Origin of the sequence: Pseudomonas sp. OTU750018, from assembly GCF_011636575.1 — a bacterium.
Lineage (GTDB): Bacteria > Pseudomonadota > Gammaproteobacteria > Pseudomonadales > Pseudomonadaceae > Aquipseudomonas > Aquipseudomonas peli.
In genome coordinates this window covers 438,454-460,300 of record NZ_JAAPAU010000003.1, presented here as the reverse complement: position 1 = coordinate 460,300, position 21,847 = coordinate 438,454, and the positions used below count along the sequence as shown (strand labels likewise).

Here is a 21,847-nt window from a genome sequence, read left to right as displayed (position 1 = left end):
CGCGTTCATCCACCAGCGGCGTTGAACAGTGGATCGATACAGCGCGATCCACTCTAGCGCTTGCTCCAAGCCGCCAGCTCTTTCATCAACCCGCGTTCCTGCAGGGCAATGCCACGCAGACTCTCGGCGATGGGCGCGAAATTGGGCGTCTCGCCCTTGTTGCGGCTGGCGCGCACGCAAGCCGAGGCAAACTGACGCCACTGGTCGCCGATGGCGGTCAGCTGCGCTGAAGCTTCCTGCAGGTTGTTGTCGCCCAGCTTCTCGCCAGCCTCCTGCAAAAAGCTCGCATACATAAAGCGGAAACCCGCGCCGCCGGTGCCGATTTCTTCCTGCATGCGCACGATATGGGTCAGGTACAGGCGGTTGTACTTGCTCTGTGCGGGATCGAGCTTGTCGATCTGCTTGGCCAGGTGCTGAATACCGCGAATACCGATCCACGGCAGCGGCATGCCATCGAGAATCCGTGTGGTAGACAGCACGCTCTGGCGGATCAGTTTGTTCCAGTCCTGCTCCAGCGGCACATCATCGAGCCAGTACATCAACCCTTTCGCGGCCAGCGCCCCCTTGGCGAAACGGGCTTTCTGCAGGTCTTCGGCGGCGCAGCGCACGGGCGCTTCGAACACCGGATCGCTGATCAGGTAGTCATTGCCCTCGCGGCCATAGGCCAGCAGGTTGTGCGCATTGAAGTGAAAACGCATCTCCGGCGGGAAATACGGCAGCCAGAACACCGAACTCTGCAGCCCGGCCAGACGGCCACTGTCCAACGCTGCATCCAGCTCACGACGGCCTTGTTCGGGATCGCCGAAGGTGCGCGTGTGCAGCTTCGCCCCCAGGCGTTTGCTCAGGGTCTTGATCAGGTGCTTAGGCGGCATGCGGTAGGCAATCAGCGGCATGCCGCTGAGTTTGACGATCGGCAGGTAGGCAAACGCCAGGCCCGAGGCCAGACCGAACGCCATCGGCTCGCTCATCGGCAAACCGGCATGGGTCAACAGGCTGGCCATCACCCCGCTTTCGCAGTGGGCGCTCTGTTGATGCTGAAAACTGCTCATGCCAAATCCTTCTGATAGGTGATCAGCTGCTCAACAGGCAGGCCGAAGGCGTCCGCATAACGCGCCAGGATGGCTGCCGACAGTGTCTTGTAAATCGCCGGACGAAAGTGCCGCCGAATGCGCCACTGCCACAGCCCGGTAATCTGCGCCAACGCGGGCTCATCCAGGCGGTAGCGGTACATCAGGCACTTCAGTGGCGACAGCTCGCCGCGCTGCCAGCCCGCCTCGGCCTCGGCTTCCTGCTCCTGCAGTTCGGCTACGGCCAGCTGAGTGGCGAAAGCTTCCGGCTCCCAGCCATCGCTCTGCGCGCCCTGGTAATGGCCGCTGGCATCCACGGCATAAACCAGCTTGCAATGGCCGCCGTAAGTGGAGCTGTGGTCCTGAGGAACCTCATCGAGCTTCATGTGTTGTCACCGTCCAGGCCAACCACTGTCAACTGCATAAAGGCGCTGGAGAAGCGCCCACTTTCCGGCACATAGCAGAGCAAACGCTGGCCGCTGCGCAGGCTACCTGAATTGAACAACTCATCAAGCATGATAAAGATCGACGCGGCGCCGGTATTGCCCTTACGGGTCAAGTTGGTAAACCAACGTTCCTGCGGGATTGGCAAGCCGGCATTGGCCAGGCCTGCGGAGAGGCGCCCGCGAAAGAATTCGGAGGAATAGTGCGGGAGGAAATAATCCACCGCATCGGCCTGCAGCTCGCGGCGCGCCATGATGCGCTTCAGCGTCTCTTCCACGGTGTATTTGACGATGTTGTCGTTCAGCAGTTTGACATCCTGCTTGATCGCCATCAGCGAGCGGCGGTTGCGCTCGCCGCCGTCATAGCGGCTCCAGCCCTGCAGCTGGCCGTCGACCATTTCCGCGCCGGCATACATGCACGGCGGCATCTGATCGGCAAAGGAGAAGATGTCGATCCAGTCGATGCGCAGGCTCAGGCCTGCGCGGTTAGGCTGGCCTTGCAGCAGCACGGCACCTGCGCCATCGGAGAGCATCCACCGTAGAAAGTCCTTCTCGAAGGCAATTTCCGGGTGGGTTTCCAGCTCGTCGAGGCGGCTCTCATACTCGGCGTTGAAATTGCTCGCCTGCATCAGGGTCGACGCCACTTCCGAGCCGCAGGCTACGGCGTTGCGGCTTTCGCCACTGGCCACGCTCATCCAGGCGTATTTCAGCGCGGTCATGCCGCACAGGCAAATACCGGCGGTGGACACCACTTCGCAGGGCGGATTGCCCAGTTCGCCCTGCACCATCACCGCATGGCCGGGCATAACCTGATCCGGTGAGGCGCTGCTGGCCACCAGGCAATCGAGATCGTCCAGCTGGAAATCGCCACCGAGCAGCCCCCGAATCGCTGCCGCGCTGACCTGGGCATTGTTCATGCTCGGCGCGCCGGTCTGCGGGTCGATCACATAGTGGCGCTGAACAATGCCATTGCTGCGCAAAATCAGCTTGCGCGCCCGCGAGGGTTTGCCGCCGACCAGTCCCAGGCGTGCTTCCATCTGCTCGTTGTCGACCGGCTCATGGGGCAGGAAGGCGCTGATGCGGTTGATATATACAGGTTGTACCACGGGACTTCCTCGGGTCACTTCACTCGCCAGACGGGCCGGCAAAGTAAGCCTTCTCACGCTGGGTGCGCTCTTTTAATAGCGGCGCCAACAGTTTCTTAAGCAAGGCACTGAGCGGCACGACCGTGACAATCAGGCACAACAGAAAGACGATATAAACCACCAGCCCGGCGCCACGTCGACGGCTCTGCTGCGGGCCTAACGCCGCCAGCAAGCGGCTCCATAACTGGAAGCTGCGATTGCCGACCCTCTCACTGGCGATCAGCTTTTCATCAATTCGCACGGCACCGAGGCCGCGGAGCATCGGTTGCGCAATCGGCAGGCTGTCAGCCGTTAAGCGTTGCCTCATGGCCACGCCAAAGCGGCTGGCGGCGCTAATTTGCGCCTCATCGATACCGGCGCGCGGCACCCAGCTGTAGGGCTTCTGCCGTCCGGTAAACAGCCACAAGGGCGTTGCTAGAAAGCTCGCCGCTGTTCCGCAAGCGTCCGTCAGGGCGATATTGTCCACCAGCCGCGCGCCCAGTTCAGTGAGCTGCTTCTTGACCTTCTCTTGAGCCATCAGCCACATGTTGCGGCAGCCGATCAGCGTCACCACCGGCGTGTCCTTGAGCAGCTTCGCCGCCTCAGGGGAGGCCAGGAAAGCCGTCATCGGTTGCGAGGGCGACAAGAACCACACCTGATAGGCGAGGATTACTAGGTCATAACGCTTGTTCGCATCGACCGCCAACGGCAGCAATGGCTGCGGGCGCATCAACACGGTTTCCGGAAAAATCCGGAAAAAACCGAGAAACGGCCAAGGAAACGGGTAAGGTTGCGCGGGTTGCAGCGTGAGAAAATCCAGCTGAATATCGCGGCATTGCTGTAAAGGTCCGCATACCGATTGTGCCAACCTGTCTAGCTGGCCGGTTTGCGAAAAATGAACGATCAAGACCTGACGCATCGCCAGCCACTTCCTGCGAAATGCCCGGATTATGCCACAGAGAATTCTTCAAACCGTAAAGAAGGCCGGCTATCAGACTGGCCTTTTGCTGCTACTGGTCAGCTCAGCGGCCCAGGCTGGCGACATCTTGGTCACAGTCAGCGGCATACAGGCCACAGGCCCCGTGTACGCAGCACTGGTGAGCGGCGAGCAAAACCGCTGGCCCGAACAACCACTGCGCCAGCAGCGGAGTGACGACGGCGAGCTGCGTTTGGATAACGTGCCACCCGGCCGCTATGCCATCCAGGTGTTCCAGGACAGCAATGGCAACGGCCTGCTCGACCAAGGCCGGCGGGGCATTCCACTTGAGCCAGTGGGTTTATCCAGCAACCCACCGCTGCTCAATGGCAAACCGACCCCGGCTGATAGCGTGTTTGAGCACGGCACAGCGGACACTCAGTTGCATATCCGCCTGCAGAGCCCGAAAGCCAAACAATAAGCGGCGCTTAACGCTGCAAGGCCATCTCGGCATCCGTCCGCCGCCAGATGAGTGCGCGAGTGTCGTAGCCACGGCTGCGCGCCTCCTCAAGCAGAGTGGCGCGACGTTGCGCACTGATGTCCTGGTCGCGCGTCAGCAGCCAAAGGTACTCGCGATTGGGGTGCCCAACCAGCGCAGTCTGGTAATCGTCATCCAGGTACAGAACCCAATACTCGCCCTTGGTCAGCCCTGGCAGCAGGGTGCTGGCCCAGTTGTCGAAACGCACCCAGAGCTTATTGGTTTCGCCCGGCACCTGCGCCACGGCCTGACCTTGCACCTGCTGCACATCGCCGTCATACGTGCGGCAACGGTTGGTCACGCCAATCGCGCCATCATCCTGCAGCGTATAGATCGCTTCAGACTGCGCGCAGTTGCGCTGAAAGAACATCGGCAAACGCGCCTGCTCGTACCAAGTGCCTTGGTAACGCTGCAGATCGACCTGCTCTACCGTCTTTGGCGGCACCACGCCCGTGCCGGAGTTGGCGCAACCCACCAACAACGCTGCTGCGGCCAACGCCGCCAGCAGGCGCATCACTTCAGCCCCTTGCCGGAGAACATCATGACCTTGTCGCCGGCGTACTGGACGCTGATAAAGCGCTGCTCATCGCCCCAGGTGCAGCTGGACATACCCAGCGCGCCGGCGCATTCGCCTGGACTGCCCAGCAGGCTCTCAACTTCATCCTTGCTCATGCCCGCCTTGAGCTGGGTGTAATTGTCCTGATTGATCTTGTTGCAGGCGGCCAGCAGCAGGCAACCGGCGAGTAGTGCGACGACACGCAGAGACATGGGGAAACTCCTGAGGAAAGAACCAAGACCAGCTTGGCATAGCAATACCGAGCATGCCTGCTTGGATGCTAGAAGCGCGAGCCAGGTTCCAACAGAAAGGCAGATTCCTCGGCGCTGGAGGTACGTCCGAGAATCAGGTTGCGATGGGGAAAGCGGCCAAAACGCGCGATTACTCGCTGATGGCGCTCGGCAAAATCCAGATAACCGGCAAACAGCTCGCGTTCGGCCGAAACGGCTTGTTCAAGTAAAGCCTCAAACAGCTGCACGGCCTGATTCTGCAGCGCCAGCTCTTCGGCGTGTTCCAATACCAGGTAGGTAAATACCCGCTGGATTGGTGGCAGTTGCTGATCCCAGCCCTGAGCTAACCCGTGCAGGGCCAACGGTCGAGCCAGCAGATCCCCAGCAAAAGCGCGCGGAGTATCGCGAAAGATCATCCGTGGCAGCTGATCGAGCAACAGCAAGTTTGCCAGCCAGCCGTCAGGTTCGCGCTGCCAGTCTTGCAGCTGATTACTCAAAGCCTGCTCAACCAGCCCACCAAACTGCTCGCGCGCCTGGTCATCCTGGCTGTCCTGCTTGCCGAACCACAGCGCAGTACGACTGGCCGCCACCTCGGCAGCCGTCACGCCAGCGCCGCAGCCGGCCGCACCGAACCACCAGCCGAGTAACGGCTGCCAGGGCGCGTTCATCGCTTACTCGCGGTGATAGGCGCTGATGCGCAGCACTTCTTCCTTGGAACCCAGGAATACAGCGACGCGCTGGTGCAGGGAAGTCGGCTGAATATCGAGAATGCGCTGGGTGCCGTTGGTGGCCACGCCGCCAGCCTGCTCGATGATCATCGACATCGGGTTGGCTTCGTACATCAGGCGCAACTTGCCCGGCTTCTCAGGCTCACGGCTGTCGCGCGGGTACATGAACACGCCGCCACGAGTAAGGATGCGATGCACGTCCGCCACCATCGAGGCAATCCAACGCATGTTGTAATTCTTGCCCAGCGGGCCTTCTTCGCCCGCCAGCAACTCGCTCACATAGCGCTGTACCGGCGCCTCCCAGTGGCGCTGGTTGGACATGTTGATGGCGAATTCCTTGGTCGACTCCGGCACCTTGATGTTGTCGTGGGTCAGCACAAAGCTGCCCAGCTCACGGTCCAGGGTAAAGCCTTTAACGCCATCACCAAGGGTCAGCAGCAGCATGGTCTGCGGGCCATAGATCGCGTAACCAGCCGCCACCTGCTCGGTACCCGGCTGCAGGAAGGCTTCCTCACCGAGGTCGCCTTCATCACCATTGCGATCCGGGCAACGCAACACCGAGAAAATGGTGCCGACCGAAACGTTGACATCAATGTTACTGGAGCCGTCCAGCGGATCGAAAACCAGCAGGTAAGCGCCTTTCGGGTACTTACCGGGAATCTGGTAGGCATTGTCCATTTCTTCGGACGCCATGCCGGCCAGGTGACCGCCCCACTCGTTGGCTTCCAACAGGATTTCGTTGGAAATCACGTCGAGTTTCTTCTGCACCTCGCCCTGCACGTTCTCGGTGCCCATGCTGCCCAGCACGCCGCCCAGTGCACCCTTGGATACCTGATGGCTGATTTCCTTACAGGCCCGTGCGACCACTTCAATAAGGAAACGCAGATCGGCCGGGGTGTTGTTACAACGGGTCTGCTCGATCAGGTAGCGGCTGAGGGTAACGCGGGACATGGATGGCTCCGGGAAGGAAGAAAAATCGCGCGCAGTTTACCCTTTTAGCGGGGAAAGCGCTTTAGCACTGGATGGAAGGAGTTGCCGGACCATCAGGCCAGACTGCAGACCCTATTGCGCCCCGCATGCTTGGCTTGATACAGCGCGTCATCGGCTACGTGCAGCAATTCATCGAGCACCAAGCCTTGCTCCGGCCACAGCGCCAGGCCGGCCGACAGGGTCACATAACGTGCGCCCCCGCGCGTTGGCAAGGGGTGTGCGGCCAAATCACGGCAGATGGTTTCTAGACGCGCGCGGGCTTCGTGGGCATCGGCACGCGGCAGGATCAGCAGGAACTCTTCGCCACCAATACGGAATACCGCGTCCGAGCTGCGCAGATTCTCCAGCAGGTGCTGGGCAACGCCTTTGAGCACGTCGTCGCCTTCGAGGTGGCCATGCTCGTCGTTAAGCTGTTTGAAATGATCCAGGTCGATCAGAGCCAGGGAAATCGGCGTGCGCTCGCGCTGTGCGACGGCCAACTCGCGGGTAAAAAACTCATCCAGATAGCGCCGGTTGTACAGCCCGGTCAGCGGGTCACACAGCGCCTGCTCCTGCAGTTGCTCATGCAGGTTGGTGATGGTGCGCAGGCGCTCTTCGCTGAGTGCCAGGGCTTCGGCCAGTTTTAACTCACTGAGGTGGCGCTGAGTAACATCACGCAGGTAGAGCATCTGCCCGAGCACCACGGTGCCGCGATGGGTCACCCGCTCGATGGCGCGAATACGCACTTCGAAATACCGCGCCGAGTTGGCCAGGGTCAACAGGCGGTCATGCTCACCTTGTTCCTGCTGACTGAGCAGCTGCTGCAAATCTGCCCCGAGAATCGGCCAATCCTCCAATTGCCGGCCCTGCCAGCCGCTGCGCAGATTGGCGAGTTTCAAGGCGGCTGGATTGGCCTCGATCACGCGCAATTGCGCATCAACCACCAGCACCGGATCGAGCAAGGCATCCAACAGGAGGTGGCGGGCCACCGGCAGCAGGTCAAACAACCTTACGCCAACGATCAGCCAGGCAAACGCCACCAGGGTAAAGGCGAAACTGAAGGGCGTCGGGTCGAAGCCAAAGAGCATCCAGCCAAACACCACATAACTGATATTGGCAACCCAGGGCACCGCCGTGACGAAGACAAACGCCAGGTAATGACGGCGATGCACACCATAACTGACGATGGCCGCGCGCAACACCACACCCATGCAGAAGGTCATAAACAGGTAAACGTAAGCAGCGGCAGCGTAGAACAGCGGCCCGTGCTGATAGCGAATCGGCGCGCCTGGTTCATCGCTCAGTGGCGCCGTACCCGCGCCATAGAACAGGCCGTGCCAGGGGTTGCTCAGGGCCATCAGCCAGATCAGCACCGGCACCACGGCCAACCCCAGGGTGCTACGCAGCGGCAGCGGTTGACGCACGCTGTTAACGTATTGCCAGAGGAAAATGGCCCAGAAGGTGGGCACCACCAGAATGCCCGGCCAGGCCATGGTGGCCCAGAACACTTTGCACTGTGGGCCTTGCGCAGCCATTTCCAGGCTGGCGGCAATCATCCACCAGAGGCTCGCCAAGTGCAGCACGATAAAGCTCTCGCGCCCCGGGAAATAGCGCTGCCGCGTGACCCAGCGGGCCAGCAAGAGCACCCCGATGCACACCAGACCGGTGAGAATGACCGGGGCGCTGAGCGCCCAGCCAGAATTACCGCAGGCATTCATCGGGTAGGTTCTGCCGAAAGAAGCAGCTGAGCGAATCGGTCAGAGCGACCGCGAAAACGCACAGGCGCGCCCACAAGACGGGACAAAGTCGAGATACGCAAGGGCCTTCCTGACCTCAAACGCTAATCAATTTAAGGTGCCAACCATACTGCAAAAATCGTTAGCCAGCTGGCCTTTATTTCACCAACAGCCGCTATTCAGCGCTCGGCCTGCGCAACAGGCTGACCGCCATGAGCGCCAACAAGCCCACCCCAATTAGCAGCACCAGCCACAACCCCCAGCGTTTCCAGTCACTCTCACCCGCTGCGGCCTGCTCTTGCTGCGCCAGATTTTCAGCCTGCAACTGCACCTCAGCTATACCCAGCTGTTGCAGGCGCTGTGGCTCATAACCCGGAATCAGAGTGGCCAGCGGCAAAGCCGCCGACTGCGCTCCCGCTCGCCCCAACGCCAGCCGATAAGGCGGGCTGCCACGTTGGAGGAACACCAGCTGGGTGGCGCGCACCGCCACCTTTATCTGTGGCGGCTCGACACCCAAACCGCCGCCACGCTCATCCACCTGTAAACGCAGCTGCTGTACCGGCCAGCCCGGCAAGAGCAATTCGTCCTGACGGATTTCCGCACCATTTTCCGGCAACCGGTACAGCAGGCCCTGCGCCAGTGATTGCCAAGCGCCCTTGGCTTCATGGCGACCACTGACGCGAATCGGCGCCAGGCTATTGGCCTGACTGAGTTCGACATGCAGACGCTCCAGGGGCAAGGCCAAGGGCAACTGCCACTGGTATTCGCCATCCGGGCTGCGCGTTGCTGCCAGCGGCTGTGACCACACCAGCGGCGCGGGCACGCTGTCACTGCGTTGACTGAGCAGACTCGCGGCCGTCAGCTGCGGCGCCTGTTGCGGGCTTTGCCAGAGCAGACGCACATAGCGCGCCTTAAGCCCTGGCAGCTCGACCTGGCGCTGCTCGACACGCTCACCCTCAAACGACAGGCGCGCCAGCTGGCCACTGCCCCAGGACTGCCAGTCTTGCAGGTCATCACTGGCCTCGATGCTGAAGCGCTGAAAACCGTCCTGAGCGCCGCTCCAATCCAGCTGCAAGCGCACCAGCGGCTCGTCCATTGCGCTGGCATCCAGCAGCCAGCCGCGCAGCAGAGCCGGCTTGGCGGCTGCATCTGGCTCATCAAGCAGCTCGATCAAGGTGCCGCTGGTACTGCGCTGTACCCGCAAACTTGGCGAGGCCGCGTTGTCGCCCTGTTCGGCGTACAGCGGAAACCACTTCACCGCCTGCTCCTGCTGGCTGTCGCGCGACTCGCCCTGCCCTGCCACCAAGGCGTAAGCCAGTGCTTGGCCTTCGGCGTTAAACACCCGCAGATCACGCAAATCGCCATAGCGCGCAGCGAAATGCAGTGCCATCGGCACATCCAGGCGATACCAGGGTCCTTCGCCACTGAGACTCAGCGGTAATTGCACGGCATAGTCGCCCGGCTGCTCCTGCGCCAAGGCTGACGCGCTGCACAGCAGGCTTAGCAACATAGTGCTGATTAAACGACTGATCATGCTGGCTCCTGCGGCTGATCCGAATCCGCTTTGCGTGCTGGCAAGGGCGCAAAATAGCCCACCACCAACAGCAATACACCTACCCCGATAAACGACACGATGCGCTCCAGACCACCGCGATTACCCAGCTCGACGAAGAACAGCTTGGCCACCACCAGCGCGATCAGCGCCGCACCAATCAGCCACAGCTCGCGACGGCCAAGGCGATTGCCGAGGACCATCAACGGCAGCGCGATCAGCGTCCAGACAATCGACAGACCCGCCTGCACCAGCATCGAATCAAGCAGCGCATCCAGCTGATAAGGCACGCCACCCCAATGATGGGCGGTGCGCATCACCATGGCAGTCAGCAACGCGAACAGCGAGGCGCCCGCCACGCCCTGAGTCAGCCACTGACTGCGCAGACTCTCGACACCCAACTCGGCCAGACCCAGGCGCGCCCAGGCGAATACCGCGCCAAGGGCAAACAGCAGGCCCAGCTCCAGCGGGTTGAGCAGCGGCAGATAGGCCAGCGGTTCAGCCTCCCCAGCGCTGACGACATTGGCCAGCCAGAACCAGCCGAGCATCAGCAGCGCCAGCGGCGCCGCCGCCAAGACGCGGTATTCGCGCGGATAAGCGGCCACCGGCCAAGGCCAGCGACGCGGCAGCGCCATCAGCCAGAGGTAGGCACTCGGCAGCAGCGCCCAGCCCAGCCAACGCCAGGCGTTGTAATGCTCCGACAGCGCCAGCAGCAGGTAACGCAACTCCAGCGCCAACACGCCCAGCAGCAACCAGCAGCCAAGCACATGGGCAGCGCTCAGCGCCCCCGCGGGCAACTGCGCAGCCAAGCGTCGCAGCGCCCAGAAGTGCACAGCAAACAGCAGCGTCCAGGCCAGCCAGCCGAACTGCGCAGCCGGGTGATAGTGCAAGTGCCAGGCATGCAGCAGCACCACACCGGCCAGCGGCGTCAGCAGGCAGCACAGCAACGCCAGTTCGGCCCAGCGTGTACGCGGGGCGAGGAATGCCGCCAATGCAACACTGGCCGCAAGCACCGCGAGCAAGGCACTTGCCTGCCATTCAGTTGCAACAAAGCGCAGCACTTCGCTGCTCAGCGCCAGCGCCCACCAAGCCGTACCCCATACCAGCAGCAACTGCGCCAGGCCCAGCAAGCTGAAATTGCCCAGCGCACTAGGCGCCTCGCGCCGCGCCAGCTGCTGCAAACGCCAGGCGCCGACCAACGCGGCCACACCAAGCACCAGCGGCGTCCAGAAATCCATATGCGCCAGTGGGCGAATGCCCTCGGTCGACAGCTGCCCAAACAGCAGCGGGCTGACCGCAAGGAACACCAGTCCCGCCAGCACCTGCAACAGCAGACCGAAGATAAAGCTGGCTCGCTGCTGCAAGTGCAGACTGAGCCAGATAATCAGCAGCCCGCTGCCGCCCCACACCGCACTGGCCGTGGCCCACGGCAGGACGAACAGCACCGCCAGATTGAGGAACACCAGACCCACCAGCAGCACCACGGACAGCCCGCGCAGCAGACGACGGTCGTTACCCACCTGCGGATCACGCGCGGCCAGCAGCATGCCGGCGATCAGGCCGAATCCGATCAAGGACGAAGTCAGCAAGCCCTGCCAACCAGCAGAGAAGCCGCCCATGCCGGTGGCCGCATTGCCGGCCATGTCCAGCATAAACACCACACCGCCAAGCAACTGCACGGCAAAGGCGCTGAACAGAAAGCTGCGCGACTGAATACGCAAACCCAGCCACAGCGTCAGCAGACCGGCCAGCGCCCAGCTGATCGCTGTGCCCTGAGCGGCAAACAGCAGCGGCGCAAGCAGATAGAGAAACGCCAGCCCGGCGCAGGCCAGCACCGGCAGCCCGCGCACTTCCCAGCTGCTGGCGTATTGTGTGTTCTGGCGCAATTGCCAGTAGCTGAACAGCAAGGCTACGCCGAGCATCAGCGCGCCCAGCGGCGCGCCGTCCAACAGCGTCAGCTCACCACCGCGCAGGCCGATGACGAACGCCAGCGCCGCGCCAAACTGCAGGAGCAGGGCAAACGCTCGCGCCAGGCTGCGCTGCTGTCGCAAACCGAGCCAGAAGATGCCCGCGCCTTCCACCGCCCAGGCGGCCGAAGTCCAGCGCGCATCAAGGCCCAAGGGAATCGCCAAACTGCCGAAAACCACGCCCAACGCGAGGCAGGTTTCCACCAGCAACACGGCACGATCACCGGTGCGACCGACCAGCAGCCGCGCCAGCACTAAATAGAAAAGCCCCAGCGCCAACGCACTGAACGCTGCGGCAAACTCGATGTGCTGCACCAGGGCGAACTGCAGACCAAAGCCCACCAGCGGCGGGCCGAACAGCACGGTGGCGTCGATGTAGTCGCCTTTGCGTGCGGCCCAGCGCAACAGTTCATCGCGATCCTCGGGCGCATCCAGAGCTTCACGCAGCTTGCGCCGTGCAAACAGCAGACCGATGGCCACATACATCAGGAAGAACAAAATCAGGAACGGCTCGGTGCTCCACAGCAGCTCTGGCTTATAGGAGCGAATGCCCCAGGCGAAGCCGATGCCGAAGGTGCCGACAAAGCCGATCAGGTTGAGCAGCCGCCAGGCCTTGAACCAGGCAATGGCAAAGATCCCGGCATTGAGCAGGGCGAAGTAACTGAACAGCGCCACATGGTTGCCACTGCCCGTGCTGGTCAGGATCGGCGCGGCGAAACCACCCAACGCCGCTGCAGCCGCCAGGCCCAGGGCATTCTGCTTGACCGCCAGAATCGCCGAAAAAACCGTGACCAGCACCAGCAGACCCAGCGCCACACCAGGATCCAACAGCGGGTGTAAGCGCATCGCGGCAAACACCGTCAGATACAGCACGGCAACGCCGGTGCCTTGCAGCATCAGGGCATAGTTTGGGTTACGCAGACGCAACCACCAACCGAGGCCGAGCAAGGCCACCGCACTGGCGGCGACACTGGCGTAGCGAAATTCCACCGGCACCACCACACCTTCGGTGGCGTAGCGCAATAGGAAGGCCAGACCGAGAAACAACAGCACCACACCGACGCGCAGCACCGTATTGCCGCCCAGCAGCCAGTCCTTCACCGCAGTAAAGCCTCGCTCCAGCAGCGTTGGCTGACGCGGTTCGGCAGGTTTCCATGGCTTAGCGGGAGGCGGCTTGATCGGCGCGGCGGCGGGTTCGGCCGCCTGCATAGGCGCGACAGGCTCAGGAGCAGGCTCGGGCAGGACAAAATCCAGGGTCCAATCCAGTTCAGGCTGGGCCGCTTGGGCACTGACGATAGGTTCAGGTGCAGGTTCGGCTTCAGGGTTGACCGGCTGCGGCGCTGGCGGCGCCTCAGGAGCTGGCGCGACACTCTGCTCCAACTTGAGCAAGCGCTCATACAGCGCCGCAGTGCCTTGCTCGAAGCGCTGCGAAAAGGCCTTGAGCTGCGCTGTCAGCGCAGCATTCTCGCGCGCCAAACCCTGCAGTTTGAGCGCCTGACCAAGGCCCAGACCAATCAGAGCGCCCAGTAGCGACGCCGTCAGCGTCTCATCCGCCAACGCCCCGAGCACCAACCCCACCAGCATGAAGATCCATTGCATGCAGCGCGTTCCTATATCAGCTAAACCCGAACATCCTGTTGCCCGGCACCCGGCGCACACTGCGCAGCAGTATAGGAGCCCGACCGGTGCATACCCAGAGAGACGAATGCCGCACGCATCACAGCACAACAAGAAACTCGGGGCGACGCTGCCGCACAAATGATGACCAGCCGGCAGATAGTCATTCACAAACGTCGCCAGGCCGCTATCATCGCGCGCCGAACCACTGATGCATGCCTGCCTCGATGAAAAACAACCTGATTGCCGCCGCCGAACTCGACCGCCTGGAAACCTGGGCCAAATACACCGCTGATATGTGCCACAGCTGCATGTCCAGCTGCTGCACGCTGCCGGTCGAAGCGCGCCTGAATGACCTGATTCGCATCGGCGTGGTCGATGAGTTCGAACGCAGCGAGCCGCTGAAGAACATCGCCAAGCGCCTGCAGAAAGACGGCATCGTCGAACGCTTCCATCAGAAGTCGGGCATCTTCACCCTGACCCGCATGAGCAACAACGACTGCTATTACCTCGATCGTAAAACTCGCCTGTGCACCATCTACGAAAAGCGTCCGGACACCTGCCGCAACCACCCGAAGATCGGCCCACGTCCCGGCTACTGCGCCTACAAGCCGAAGAGCTAAGCAACAGCATTGAGCTGCCGCGACGCCTCGGGCAAGCTGGCAGGCATGCATAACGCCGACTTCCCCGATGACGCCCAACAGACCGAGCGCACCCGCGCCACGGTGATGCGCTATCACTACAGCTGGAAAGACCGCGACCTCGACGCGGTGATGGCGCTGTATCACCCGGATATCCAGTACCACGATTTCTTTCAGCAGCGCTGCATGGGCTTTACCGAGCTGCGCGAGTATGTGCGCAACAACCTGCCGCGCCAGCCTGGCGAAGCACTGGAGCACACCGACCGCATCCGCATCGACGGTCATACCGCGTTTATCCAGTACCGCATCAGCCTGCACGGTAGTGGCGGCCTGCTGGCGTTCCGCACCGGCGAGGCGATTACCGTGCGTGACGGGCTGATCTGGCGCATCCATGAATACGCCACGCTGATGCGCGAAGAGCGCGAGCTATCCGCCGCCAGTGATTCCCGCCCGGCCCTTAGCCGCCTCGGCCTCAGTGCCCGCCAGCTGGGGCTATTGGCGCAGGACCTGGAAGACTACATGCAGCGCGCCCAGGCCTACCTCGACCCGCAACTGAGCCTGCCGCAGGTAGCAACCGCCACCGGCTACAGCCGCAACCAGATCTCCCACCTGCTCAACCAGGTGCTCGGCCAGAGCTTCTACCGCTATATCAACCAGAAGCGCCTGCAGCACCTGCTGGCGGGGCTGGAAGCCGGCAACGACCTGCAGCGTGTCGATGAACTGGCCTTCGCCGCCGGTTTCAACTCGCTCTCGGCGTTCTACAGCTGCTTCCGCCGGCATACCGGCTTGTCGCCCAAGGTCTACCTCAAACAAATTTCCTTGCGGGCACGCACACAAGACAAGCCCTGATCGACCTCCTAGTCTCTGCGCATCGCATAGTGATTGACTGCCGGAGATCGACGATGAGCCCATGGCGCTCCCTCAGCCTGTGGATGGATCAGCTGACCGAACCGCTGACCGCCCGCCCCGCGCTGACCGAAGACCTGCACGCCGATGTGGCCATCATCGGCGCCGGCTACACCGGCCTGTGGACCGCCTATTACCTCAAGCGCCAGGCGCCACACCTGCGCATCGTCATTCTCGAAGGCGAGATTGCCGGCTTCGGCGCCTCCGGGCGCAACGGCGGCTGGCTGATGGGCAACCTGCTCGGCCAGGACAACCTGGTCGCTGACCAACCCAGCGCCGCGCGCCAAAGCGCCTATGCGCTGCTGCATGGCATTCCTGATGAAGTCGCCAGCGTGCTGCAGGACGAGCAGATTGCCTGCGATTACCGTAAGGCCGGCGTACTGTATTGTGCCGCGCGCTACCCGGAGCAGCTGACCAGCCTGCGTCAACACCTGGCCGAATTGCGTGCCCTGGGTCTGGACGAAACCGACTACCGCTGGCTGACGCCCTTCGACCTGGGCAAACAGCTACAGCTGGCCAACGCCTTTGGCGCCATCTACACCCCGCACTGCGCCACCATTCAACCCGCCAAGCTGGTGCGCGGCCTGGCGCGCTGCGTTACCGCCATGGGCGTCGAGCTGTATGAACAGAGCCGAGTGACCGACTGGCAAACCGGCCTGGTGCGCACCGCCACTGGCAGCGTACGCGCTGACTGGATCGTCCCGGCCGTGGAAGGTTACGCCGCCAGCCTGCCGCCGCTGGGCAACCACCAACTGCCGGTACAGAGCCTGCTGGTGGCCACCGAGCCTCTGCCCAAGGAAGTTTGGGCCGATATCGGCCTGGAGCGCGGTCAGGCCTTCAGCGAGAACAGCCGCCAGGTGACCTACGGCCAGCGCAGCGCCGACGACCGTTTGGTATTCGGCGCCCGCGGCGGTTACCGCTTTGGCGGCCGCCTGCGCACCGATTTCAACCTCAGCGAGGACGAGCGCGACCTGCGCCGCTACCTGTTCGGCGAACTGTTCCCGCAACTCAAGCAGGTGCGCATCACCCACGCCTGGGGCGGCAACCTGGGCATGGCGCGGCGCTTTCGCCCGCACATGCTGGTGGACCGCAGCAACGGCATCGCCTTGTCCGGCGGTTACGGCGGCGAAGGCGTGGGCGCCAGCAACCTCGGCGGGCGCACCCTGGCCGACTTGATTCTCGACCAGCAGAGCGAGCTGACCCGCCAGCCCTGGGTGCTCGGCGACCAGCCGATCAACCGCCTGCCGCGCTGGGAGCCGGAACCGCTGCGCTGGCTCGGCTACAACGCAATCATCCAGAGCTTTGTGCATGAGGACCGCGTACTGGCCAACCCAGACAGTGCGCCCTGGCGACGCCAGCTGGCCAGCAGCCTGGCCGGCACCATGGAAAAATTCATGCGTTAACGGAGAGTTTCATGAGCATCGAACACTTCAAGAACACCGCCCACCTGCCCCTGAGCGATGCCACGCCGGTGGCCGTGCCGCTCGGCGAGCCCGTGGCGATCACCAGCAGCCAGGGCATCGAGCATGCGGACGGCGTCGCCGCCGGTATCTGGGAATGCACACCCGGGCGTTGGCGCCGGCAGATCGCCCAGCAGGAGTTTTGCCACTTTATCGCCGGGCGCTGCACCTTCACCCCAGATGGCGGCGAGCCCATGCAGATCCAAGCTGGCGACGCCCTGTTGCTGCCCGCCAACACCTTCGGCGTGTGGGACATCACGGAAACCGTGCGCAAGAGCTTCGTTCTGCTCAAGTAACCGGGCCCAGCGCAGGCCCTGCTCCCCTCTATTCAACTGCCGCTTCGACAACACCGATAAAAACGATGAGGTATTCCCATGCTGAAAAAACTGCTTCCCCTGCTGCTGCTCAGCAGCATCAGCCAGGCCGCGGAAACCGTGCGCATCTACAACTGGACGGACTACATCGCCCCCGACACCCTCAAGCAATTCGAGCAAAGCAGCGGCATCAGCAGCCACTACGATGTGTACGACAGCAATGAAACCCTCGACGCCAAACTGATGGCAGGGCGCTCGGGCTATGACGTGGTATTCCCGTCCAACCACTACATGGCCCGGCAGATTCAGGGGGGCGGGCTGAAGAAACTCGACAAGAGCCGCCTGCCCGGCTGGAACAACCTCAACCCGATCCTGATGAAGGCCCTGGAAACCAACGACCCTGGTAACCAGTACGGCTTTCCCTACCTGTGGGGCAGCACCGGCATCGGCTACAACGTGGCCAAGGTGCGTGAAGTGCTCGGCGAGGACGTACCGCTCGACTCCTGGGACCTGATCTTCAAACCCGAATACCTGGCCAAGCTCAGCCAGTGCGGTGTGGCGATTCTCGACAACGGCCCGGAGCTGCTGCCGATTGCCCTGCATTACCTGGGGCTGCCGCACCACAGCCAGAACCTTGAGGACTACCAAAAGGCCGAAGCACTGCTGCTGGAGATGCGCAAGAACGTGCGCTACTTCCACTCATCCAAGTACGTCGGCGACCTGGCCAATGGCGACATCTGCATGGCCGTGGGCTTCTCTGGCGACATCATGCAGGCCGGCAACCGCGCCACCGAGGCGAAGAACGGCATCAACATCCACTACGTGATCCCCAAGGAAGGCACGCCGATCTGGTTCGACATGGTCACCATGCCCGCCGACAGTAACAACGAGCAGGCCGCCTACGCCTATATGAACTACCTGCTGCAACCCCAGGTCATCGCACAGATCACCAATCACGTGCAGTACGCCAACGGCAACAGCGCCGCCGACAGCCTGGTTGACCCCAAGCTGAAAGCCGATGCCACCGTTTACCCACCGCAAGAGGCGATGAACAACCTCTACGCTCTGGAAGCCATGCCGCTGAAGATTGACCGTGTGCGCACGCGCATCTGGAGCAAGGTGAAAAGCGGGATTTAACCGAGGGCAGCGTAACGAGCCCATAAAAAGCCCCCGCCAGCCAGGCTGACGGGGGCTTTTTCATGCGTCTTACAGCTCGGCAGCAGGCTGCTCCCGCTCACGTTGAGCCAGTTCAGTCACATCGACCTTGGGCTTGATCAGGCTGAAATCGATCAAGCTCTTCGGCTGCTCGGGATTGCCAATCAGCAGCGGTAGCGGCCTGAACGCATCACTCACCAGGCTCTTGTGCGGCTCGTACATATCAAACCGCAGGCCCGCCAGGTCCGCCCATGTATGGATAAAGTGCGACGAACTGTAGGGCCGTGACAGCGCCGTGGTGAAATCCCGGGGTTGCTGCGCGCGCCACTGGGGCGAGTTCCAGAGAATAAATGGCACGGTGTACATCGGGCTGGTCGGCGCGGCCTCGTTACGCCCCAACACATCGGCCTTGGGCGCATCGAACACCGCCTCGCCATGGTCCGCCAGGTACAGCAGAAAGCCATTCGGTTCCTGCCCAGCCAGGCGCTTGATCAGGCTGGCCACTACATGGTCGTTGTACAACACCGCGTTGTCGTAACTGTTATAGGTTGGCAGTTGATCATCCGTGACATTCGCCGGCACGCCCGTACGGTCATTGAAACGCGCGAACTCCGGCGGATAGCGGTACTGGTAGCTCATGTGCGTGCCCAGCAGGTGCACCACCACAAATTTGCGCGGGGCCGGGTCGGCCAGCACCTTGGCAAAGGGCTCCAGCACATCCCCGTCGTACTGGCGGGCGTTCTGCTCACGGTTATTGTTCAGGTAAACCTGCTCATCCGCCTGCTTGGAAAAAGTCGTGAGCATGGTGTTGCGCTTGGTCATCGTCTGCTGGTTGGTGATCCAGTAAGTTTTGTAACCCGCCTGCTTCATCAGGTTGAGCACCGAAGGCGTGGTCAGGTAGCGCTCCGGGTGCTCCTGATCGGCAAAGGTCAGCACCTGCTGCAAGGCCTCGATGGTGTAAGGCCGTGGCGTGACCACGTTATCGAACACCTGCAACTGGTCACGCAGCGCATCAAGCTCCGGGGTGGTCTCACGCGGGTAGCCATATAGGCTCATGCGCTGGCGATTGGTCGACTCGCCAATCACTAATACCAAGGTGGCCGGCTGCCCAGCATGGGCGTTCTGTAAGTTGCTTAAGGGCGCAATGCTGGCGTTCTCCGCTAGCAAGACCTGCATATTGGCCAGCTGCTCACGGTAATTTTTGTAGCCCACCGCCAACTGCCACGGCGTAGCCGTTTCAATGCGTTGGGCAAAATTGTCGAAGCCCGCCTGCCAGCGGTCGTGCTTACTGAACTGACGCAACGCCGGGTAACCCAGCGACACAAACAGCGCCAGAGCCGCCGCGAACACCGCGCCCGGGCGCGATAAATACACTGGCCGCACCTGGCGCCACAGCCACCACCCGCCCAGACCGTAAGCGGCAAATGCCAATAGCATCCACCAGGAGAAGTACTGAATCAGGTATTCGCGGCTCTCATTCATGTTCGACTCGAACATGATGAAAATTACGCTCTGGGAGAACTCCTGCCCGTAAATCAGAAAGTAACCAAAGCTGCCCAGCGAACACAGCCATAGCACTGTCCCAATCACCGCGGCCAGCTGACGCGAGCGCGCCGGCCACAGCAGTAACGGCACCAGCCACAAGGCACTGGCCAGTAACGCCTGACGAAAGCCAGAAAACCCCGCCGTACCGGTCAGCTGGATCAACAACTGGGTCACGCCGGAGAAGTACCAGAAAAACACAAACGCCCAACCCAAACCGGCCCAATCAACCCGCTGGCGCGCCATTCCTGTCAACACTGCAGACATAGCAACCTCATGGCAGCCCAATAGTGGTGCCTGTTATGCCAGACAGACTGTGAAAAACTCGTCAAACCTTGCGCGCAAACTCAACACACGTCCAGTAGACCATCCGAAAACAAAAAGCCCCCGCAGGCTCGCGCCGGCGGGGGCTTTTCAGTTAGCTAGAACTGTTATCAGTTCTTGGCTTTCTTGGCAGCGCGGGTGCGCTCGCCTTCGTCGAGGATCTTCTTACGCAGACGAATCGACTTCGGCGTAACTTCGCACAGCTCGTCGTCCTGGATGAATTCCAGCGCCTGCTCCAGAGTGAAGCGGACAGGTGGAACCAGGGCGATAGTTTCGTCTTTGCCGGAAGCACGCATGTTGTCGAGCTTCTTGCCTTTGGTTGGGTTTACGCCCATGTCGTTGTCGCGGCTGTTCAGGCCGACGATCTGACCGTTGTAGATTTCCTGGCCGTGCTCGACGAACAGCTTGCCGCGCGCCTGCAGGGTTTCCAGGGAGTAGGTCAGTGCCTTGCCGGTTTCTACCGATACCAGTACACCGTTCTGACGGCCGGACATGTCGCCGGACTTCATGGTGTCGTAGCGATCGAAGATCGAGGTCAGGATGCCAGCACCGTTGGTCAGGGTCAGGAACTGGTTACGGAAACCGATCAGACCACGAGCCGGGATGTTGTATTCCAGACGAACACGGCCTTTGCCATCCGGCACCATGTTGGTCAGGTCGCCCTTACGCAGGCCCATCTCTTCCATGACCTTGCCCTGGGATTCTTCCGGGGTGTCGATGGTGACGTTTTCAAAGGGTTCCTGCTTCACGCCATCCACAACGCGGATGATCACTTCTGGACGACCTACACCCATTTCGAAGCCTTCGCGACGCATGGTTTCGATCAGTACCGAGAGGTGCAGCTCACCACGGCCGGAGACTTTGAACTTGTCAGCGCTGTCGCCTTCTTCAACACGCAGGGCCACGTTGTACAGCAGCTCTTTATCCAGACGCTCTTTGATGTTGCGGCTGGTAACGAACTTGCCTTCTTTACCGCAGAACGGCGAATCGTTGACCTGGAAGGTCATGGAGACGGTTGGCTCGTCAACGGTCAGCGGGGTCATCGCTTCAACGTGGTTGATGTCGCACAGGGTGTCGGAGATGAACAGCGAGTCCATGCCACTGACGCAGACGATGTCACCGGCGGTGGCTTCTTCAACGTCGATGCGGTGCAGGCCGTGGTGACCCATCAGCTTGAGGATACGACCGTTACGCTTCTTGCCGTCGGCGTCGATGGCGATGACCGGGGTGTTCGGCTTGACGCGACCGCGGGCGATACGGCCAACGCCGATGATGCCGAGGAAGCTGTTGTAGTCCAGTGCGGAGATTTGCATCTGGAACGGACCGTCAACGTCAACAGCCGGGGACGGCACGTTGTCGACGATGGACTGGTACAGCGGGGTCATGTCTTCAGCCATGTCGGTGTGATCCAGACCGGCAATGCCGTTCAGGGCCGAGGCGTAGACGACTTTGAAGTCCAACTGCTCTTCGGTGGCACCGAGGTTGTCGAACAGATCGAAGATCTGGTCCAGAACCCAGTCCGGACGCGCGCCTGGACGGTCAACCTTGTTGATGACCACGATTGGACGCAGGCCGGCTTCGAAGGCCTTCTTGGTCACGAAGCGGGTTTGCGGCATCGGGCCGTCTTGGGCGTCAACCAGCAGCAGCACGGAGTCAACCATCGACATTACGCGCTCAACTTCACCGCCGAAGTCGGCGTGGCCGGGGGTGTCGACGATGTTGATGTGGTAGCCGTTCCAGTTGATCGCGGTGTTCTTGGCGAGAATGGTAATGCCGCGCTCTTTTTCCTGGTCGTTGCTGTCCATCACGCGCTCGTCGTTGAGCTCGTTACGCTCAAGGGTGCCGGACTGGCGCAGGAGTTTGTCTACCAGGGTGGTCTTACCATGGTCAACGTGGGCAATGATGGCGATGTTGCGTAGATTTTCGATCACGTGTGTATCTCGATCAGAGGATTCGGTGTGCCGCTTAGTCTAGGCGGCGAGTATTAACTAATTGCGATTTCTGCCAGGCGGCGCGAGCGTGTTAATCACGCCGCCTGTAGGTCGGGAGGGCGATGGCGGAT

Annotated in this window: 19 protein-coding genes; 6 read left to right on the top strand and 13 right to left on the bottom strand. The window is 61.7% G+C overall.

Annotated elements, in window-relative coordinates:
* Positions 1-53: 53 nt before the first annotated feature.
* From HCI85_RS17680 to HCI85_RS17665, 4 genes are read right to left on the bottom strand one after another with little or no spacing between them, the layout of a single operon-like run.
* Positions 54-1,049: a BtrH N-terminal domain-containing protein gene (locus HCI85_RS17680; RefSeq protein ID WP_167146574.1), complete on the bottom strand. Its 996-nt coding sequence runs from the start codon at positions 1,047-1,049 to the stop codon at positions 54-56.
* Positions 1,046-1,453: a hypothetical protein gene (locus HCI85_RS17675; RefSeq protein WP_090254857.1), complete on the bottom strand. Its 408-nt coding sequence runs from the start codon at positions 1,451-1,453 to the stop codon at positions 1,046-1,048. The genes HCI85_RS17680 and HCI85_RS17675 overlap by 4 nt, the downstream gene beginning before the upstream one ends.
* Positions 1,450-2,616 (bottom strand): beta-ketoacyl-ACP synthase III, encoded by a 1,167-nt coding sequence (locus HCI85_RS17670; protein ID WP_167146572.1) that lies wholly within the window; start codon positions 2,614-2,616, stop codon positions 1,450-1,452. Before HCI85_RS17670 ends, HCI85_RS17675 begins: the two co-directional genes overlap by 4 nt.
* A 19-nt stretch (positions 2,617-2,635) precedes the next feature.
* Positions 2,636-3,553, bottom strand: a complete 918-nt coding sequence (locus tag HCI85_RS17665; RefSeq protein ID WP_167146569.1) for a dialkylrecorsinol condensing enzyme — start codon at positions 3,551-3,553, stop codon at positions 2,636-2,638.
* Positions 3,554-3,584: 31 nt separating this feature from the next.
* Here HCI85_RS17665 and HCI85_RS17660 point away from each other — a divergent pair, with 31 nt between their 5' ends.
* Positions 3,585-4,031: a DUF2141 domain-containing protein gene (locus HCI85_RS17660; RefSeq protein WP_167146564.1), complete on the top strand. Its 447-nt coding sequence runs from the start codon at positions 3,585-3,587 to the stop codon at positions 4,029-4,031.
* Between the two features lie 7 nt (positions 4,032-4,038).
* Here the strand turns inward: HCI85_RS17660 and HCI85_RS17655 are convergent, their stop codons facing one another.
* The 7 genes from HCI85_RS17655 to HCI85_RS17625 form a co-directional block, all read right to left on the bottom strand.
* Positions 4,039-4,602 (bottom strand): lipocalin family protein, encoded by a 564-nt coding sequence (locus tag HCI85_RS17655; protein ID WP_176600652.1) that lies wholly within the window; start codon positions 4,600-4,602, stop codon positions 4,039-4,041.
* A complete protein-coding gene (bamE, locus tag HCI85_RS17650) occupies positions 4,602-4,856 on the bottom strand; it encodes an outer membrane protein assembly factor BamE domain-containing protein (protein ID WP_090254847.1) in 255 nt (84 codons plus the stop codon). Before bamE ends, HCI85_RS17655 begins: the two co-directional genes overlap by 1 nt.
* Before the next feature lie 68 nt (positions 4,857-4,924).
* Positions 4,925-5,542: a DUF924 family protein gene (locus HCI85_RS17645; protein ID WP_167146561.1), complete on the bottom strand. Its 618-nt coding sequence runs from the start codon at positions 5,540-5,542 to the stop codon at positions 4,925-4,927.
* A 3-nt stretch (positions 5,543-5,545) separates the two neighbouring features.
* Positions 5,546-6,553, bottom strand: a complete 1,008-nt coding sequence (locus HCI85_RS17640) for a class 1 fructose-bisphosphatase (RefSeq protein WP_160089719.1) — start codon at positions 6,551-6,553, stop codon at positions 5,546-5,548.
* Positions 6,554-6,645: 92 nt separating this feature from the next.
* A complete protein-coding gene (locus HCI85_RS17635) occupies positions 6,646-8,289 on the bottom strand; it encodes a histidine kinase N-terminal 7TM domain-containing diguanylate cyclase (RefSeq protein ID WP_160089720.1) in 1,644 nt (547 codons plus the stop codon).
* A gap of 193 nt (positions 8,290-8,482) precedes the next feature.
* A complete protein-coding gene (locus HCI85_RS17630; protein ID WP_167146558.1) occupies positions 8,483-9,841 on the bottom strand; it encodes a DUF3999 domain-containing protein in 1,359 nt (452 codons plus the stop codon).
* A complete protein-coding gene (locus tag HCI85_RS17625) occupies positions 9,838-13,425 on the bottom strand; it encodes a DUF2339 domain-containing protein (RefSeq protein ID WP_167146555.1) in 3,588 nt (1,195 codons plus the stop codon). Before HCI85_RS17625 ends, HCI85_RS17630 begins: the two co-directional genes overlap by 4 nt.
* Positions 13,426-13,670: 245 nt before the next feature.
* On the opposite strand from HCI85_RS17625, the gene HCI85_RS17620 reads away from it, so the two are divergent.
* From HCI85_RS17620 to HCI85_RS17600, 5 genes are all read left to right on the top strand, one after another.
* On the top strand, positions 13,671-14,066 hold the full coding sequence (locus HCI85_RS17620; protein WP_090254835.1) for a YkgJ family cysteine cluster protein: 396 nt from the start codon (positions 13,671-13,673) through the stop codon (positions 14,064-14,066).
* 45 nt (positions 14,067-14,111) lie between these two features.
* Positions 14,112-14,933, top strand: coding sequence for a helix-turn-helix domain-containing protein (locus tag HCI85_RS17615; protein WP_167146552.1), 822 nt, complete (start codon positions 14,112-14,114; stop codon positions 14,931-14,933).
* 53 nt (positions 14,934-14,986) lie between these two features.
* The gene (locus tag HCI85_RS17610; protein WP_167146549.1) at positions 14,987-16,393 is read left to right on the top strand and encodes an NAD(P)/FAD-dependent oxidoreductase; all 1,407 of its coding nucleotides are present in this window, start codon (positions 14,987-14,989) and stop codon (positions 16,391-16,393) included.
* Between the two features lie 11 nt (positions 16,394-16,404).
* Positions 16,405-16,746, top strand: a complete 342-nt coding sequence (locus tag HCI85_RS17605) for a cupin domain-containing protein (protein WP_160089725.1) — start codon at positions 16,405-16,407, stop codon at positions 16,744-16,746.
* Between the two features lie 78 nt (positions 16,747-16,824).
* Entirely contained in the window at positions 16,825-17,901 is a 1,077-nt protein-coding gene (locus tag HCI85_RS17600) for a polyamine ABC transporter substrate-binding protein (protein WP_167146546.1), read from the top strand.
* A 69-nt stretch (positions 17,902-17,970) separates the two neighbouring features.
* On the opposite strand, the gene cptA is transcribed toward HCI85_RS17600, so the two are convergent.
* Together cptA and typA are read right to left on the bottom strand one after the other, a co-directional pair.
* Complete coding sequence (gene cptA / locus HCI85_RS17595; RefSeq protein ID WP_167146543.1) at positions 17,971-19,728, bottom strand: phosphoethanolamine transferase CptA; 1,758 nt, start codon at positions 19,726-19,728, stop codon at positions 17,971-17,973.
* A gap of 167 nt (positions 19,729-19,895) precedes the next feature.
* On the bottom strand, positions 19,896-21,716 hold the full coding sequence (typA, locus tag HCI85_RS17590) for a translational GTPase TypA (protein WP_090254824.1): 1,821 nt from the start codon (positions 21,714-21,716) through the stop codon (positions 19,896-19,898).
* Positions 21,717-21,847: the final 131 nt, after the last annotated feature.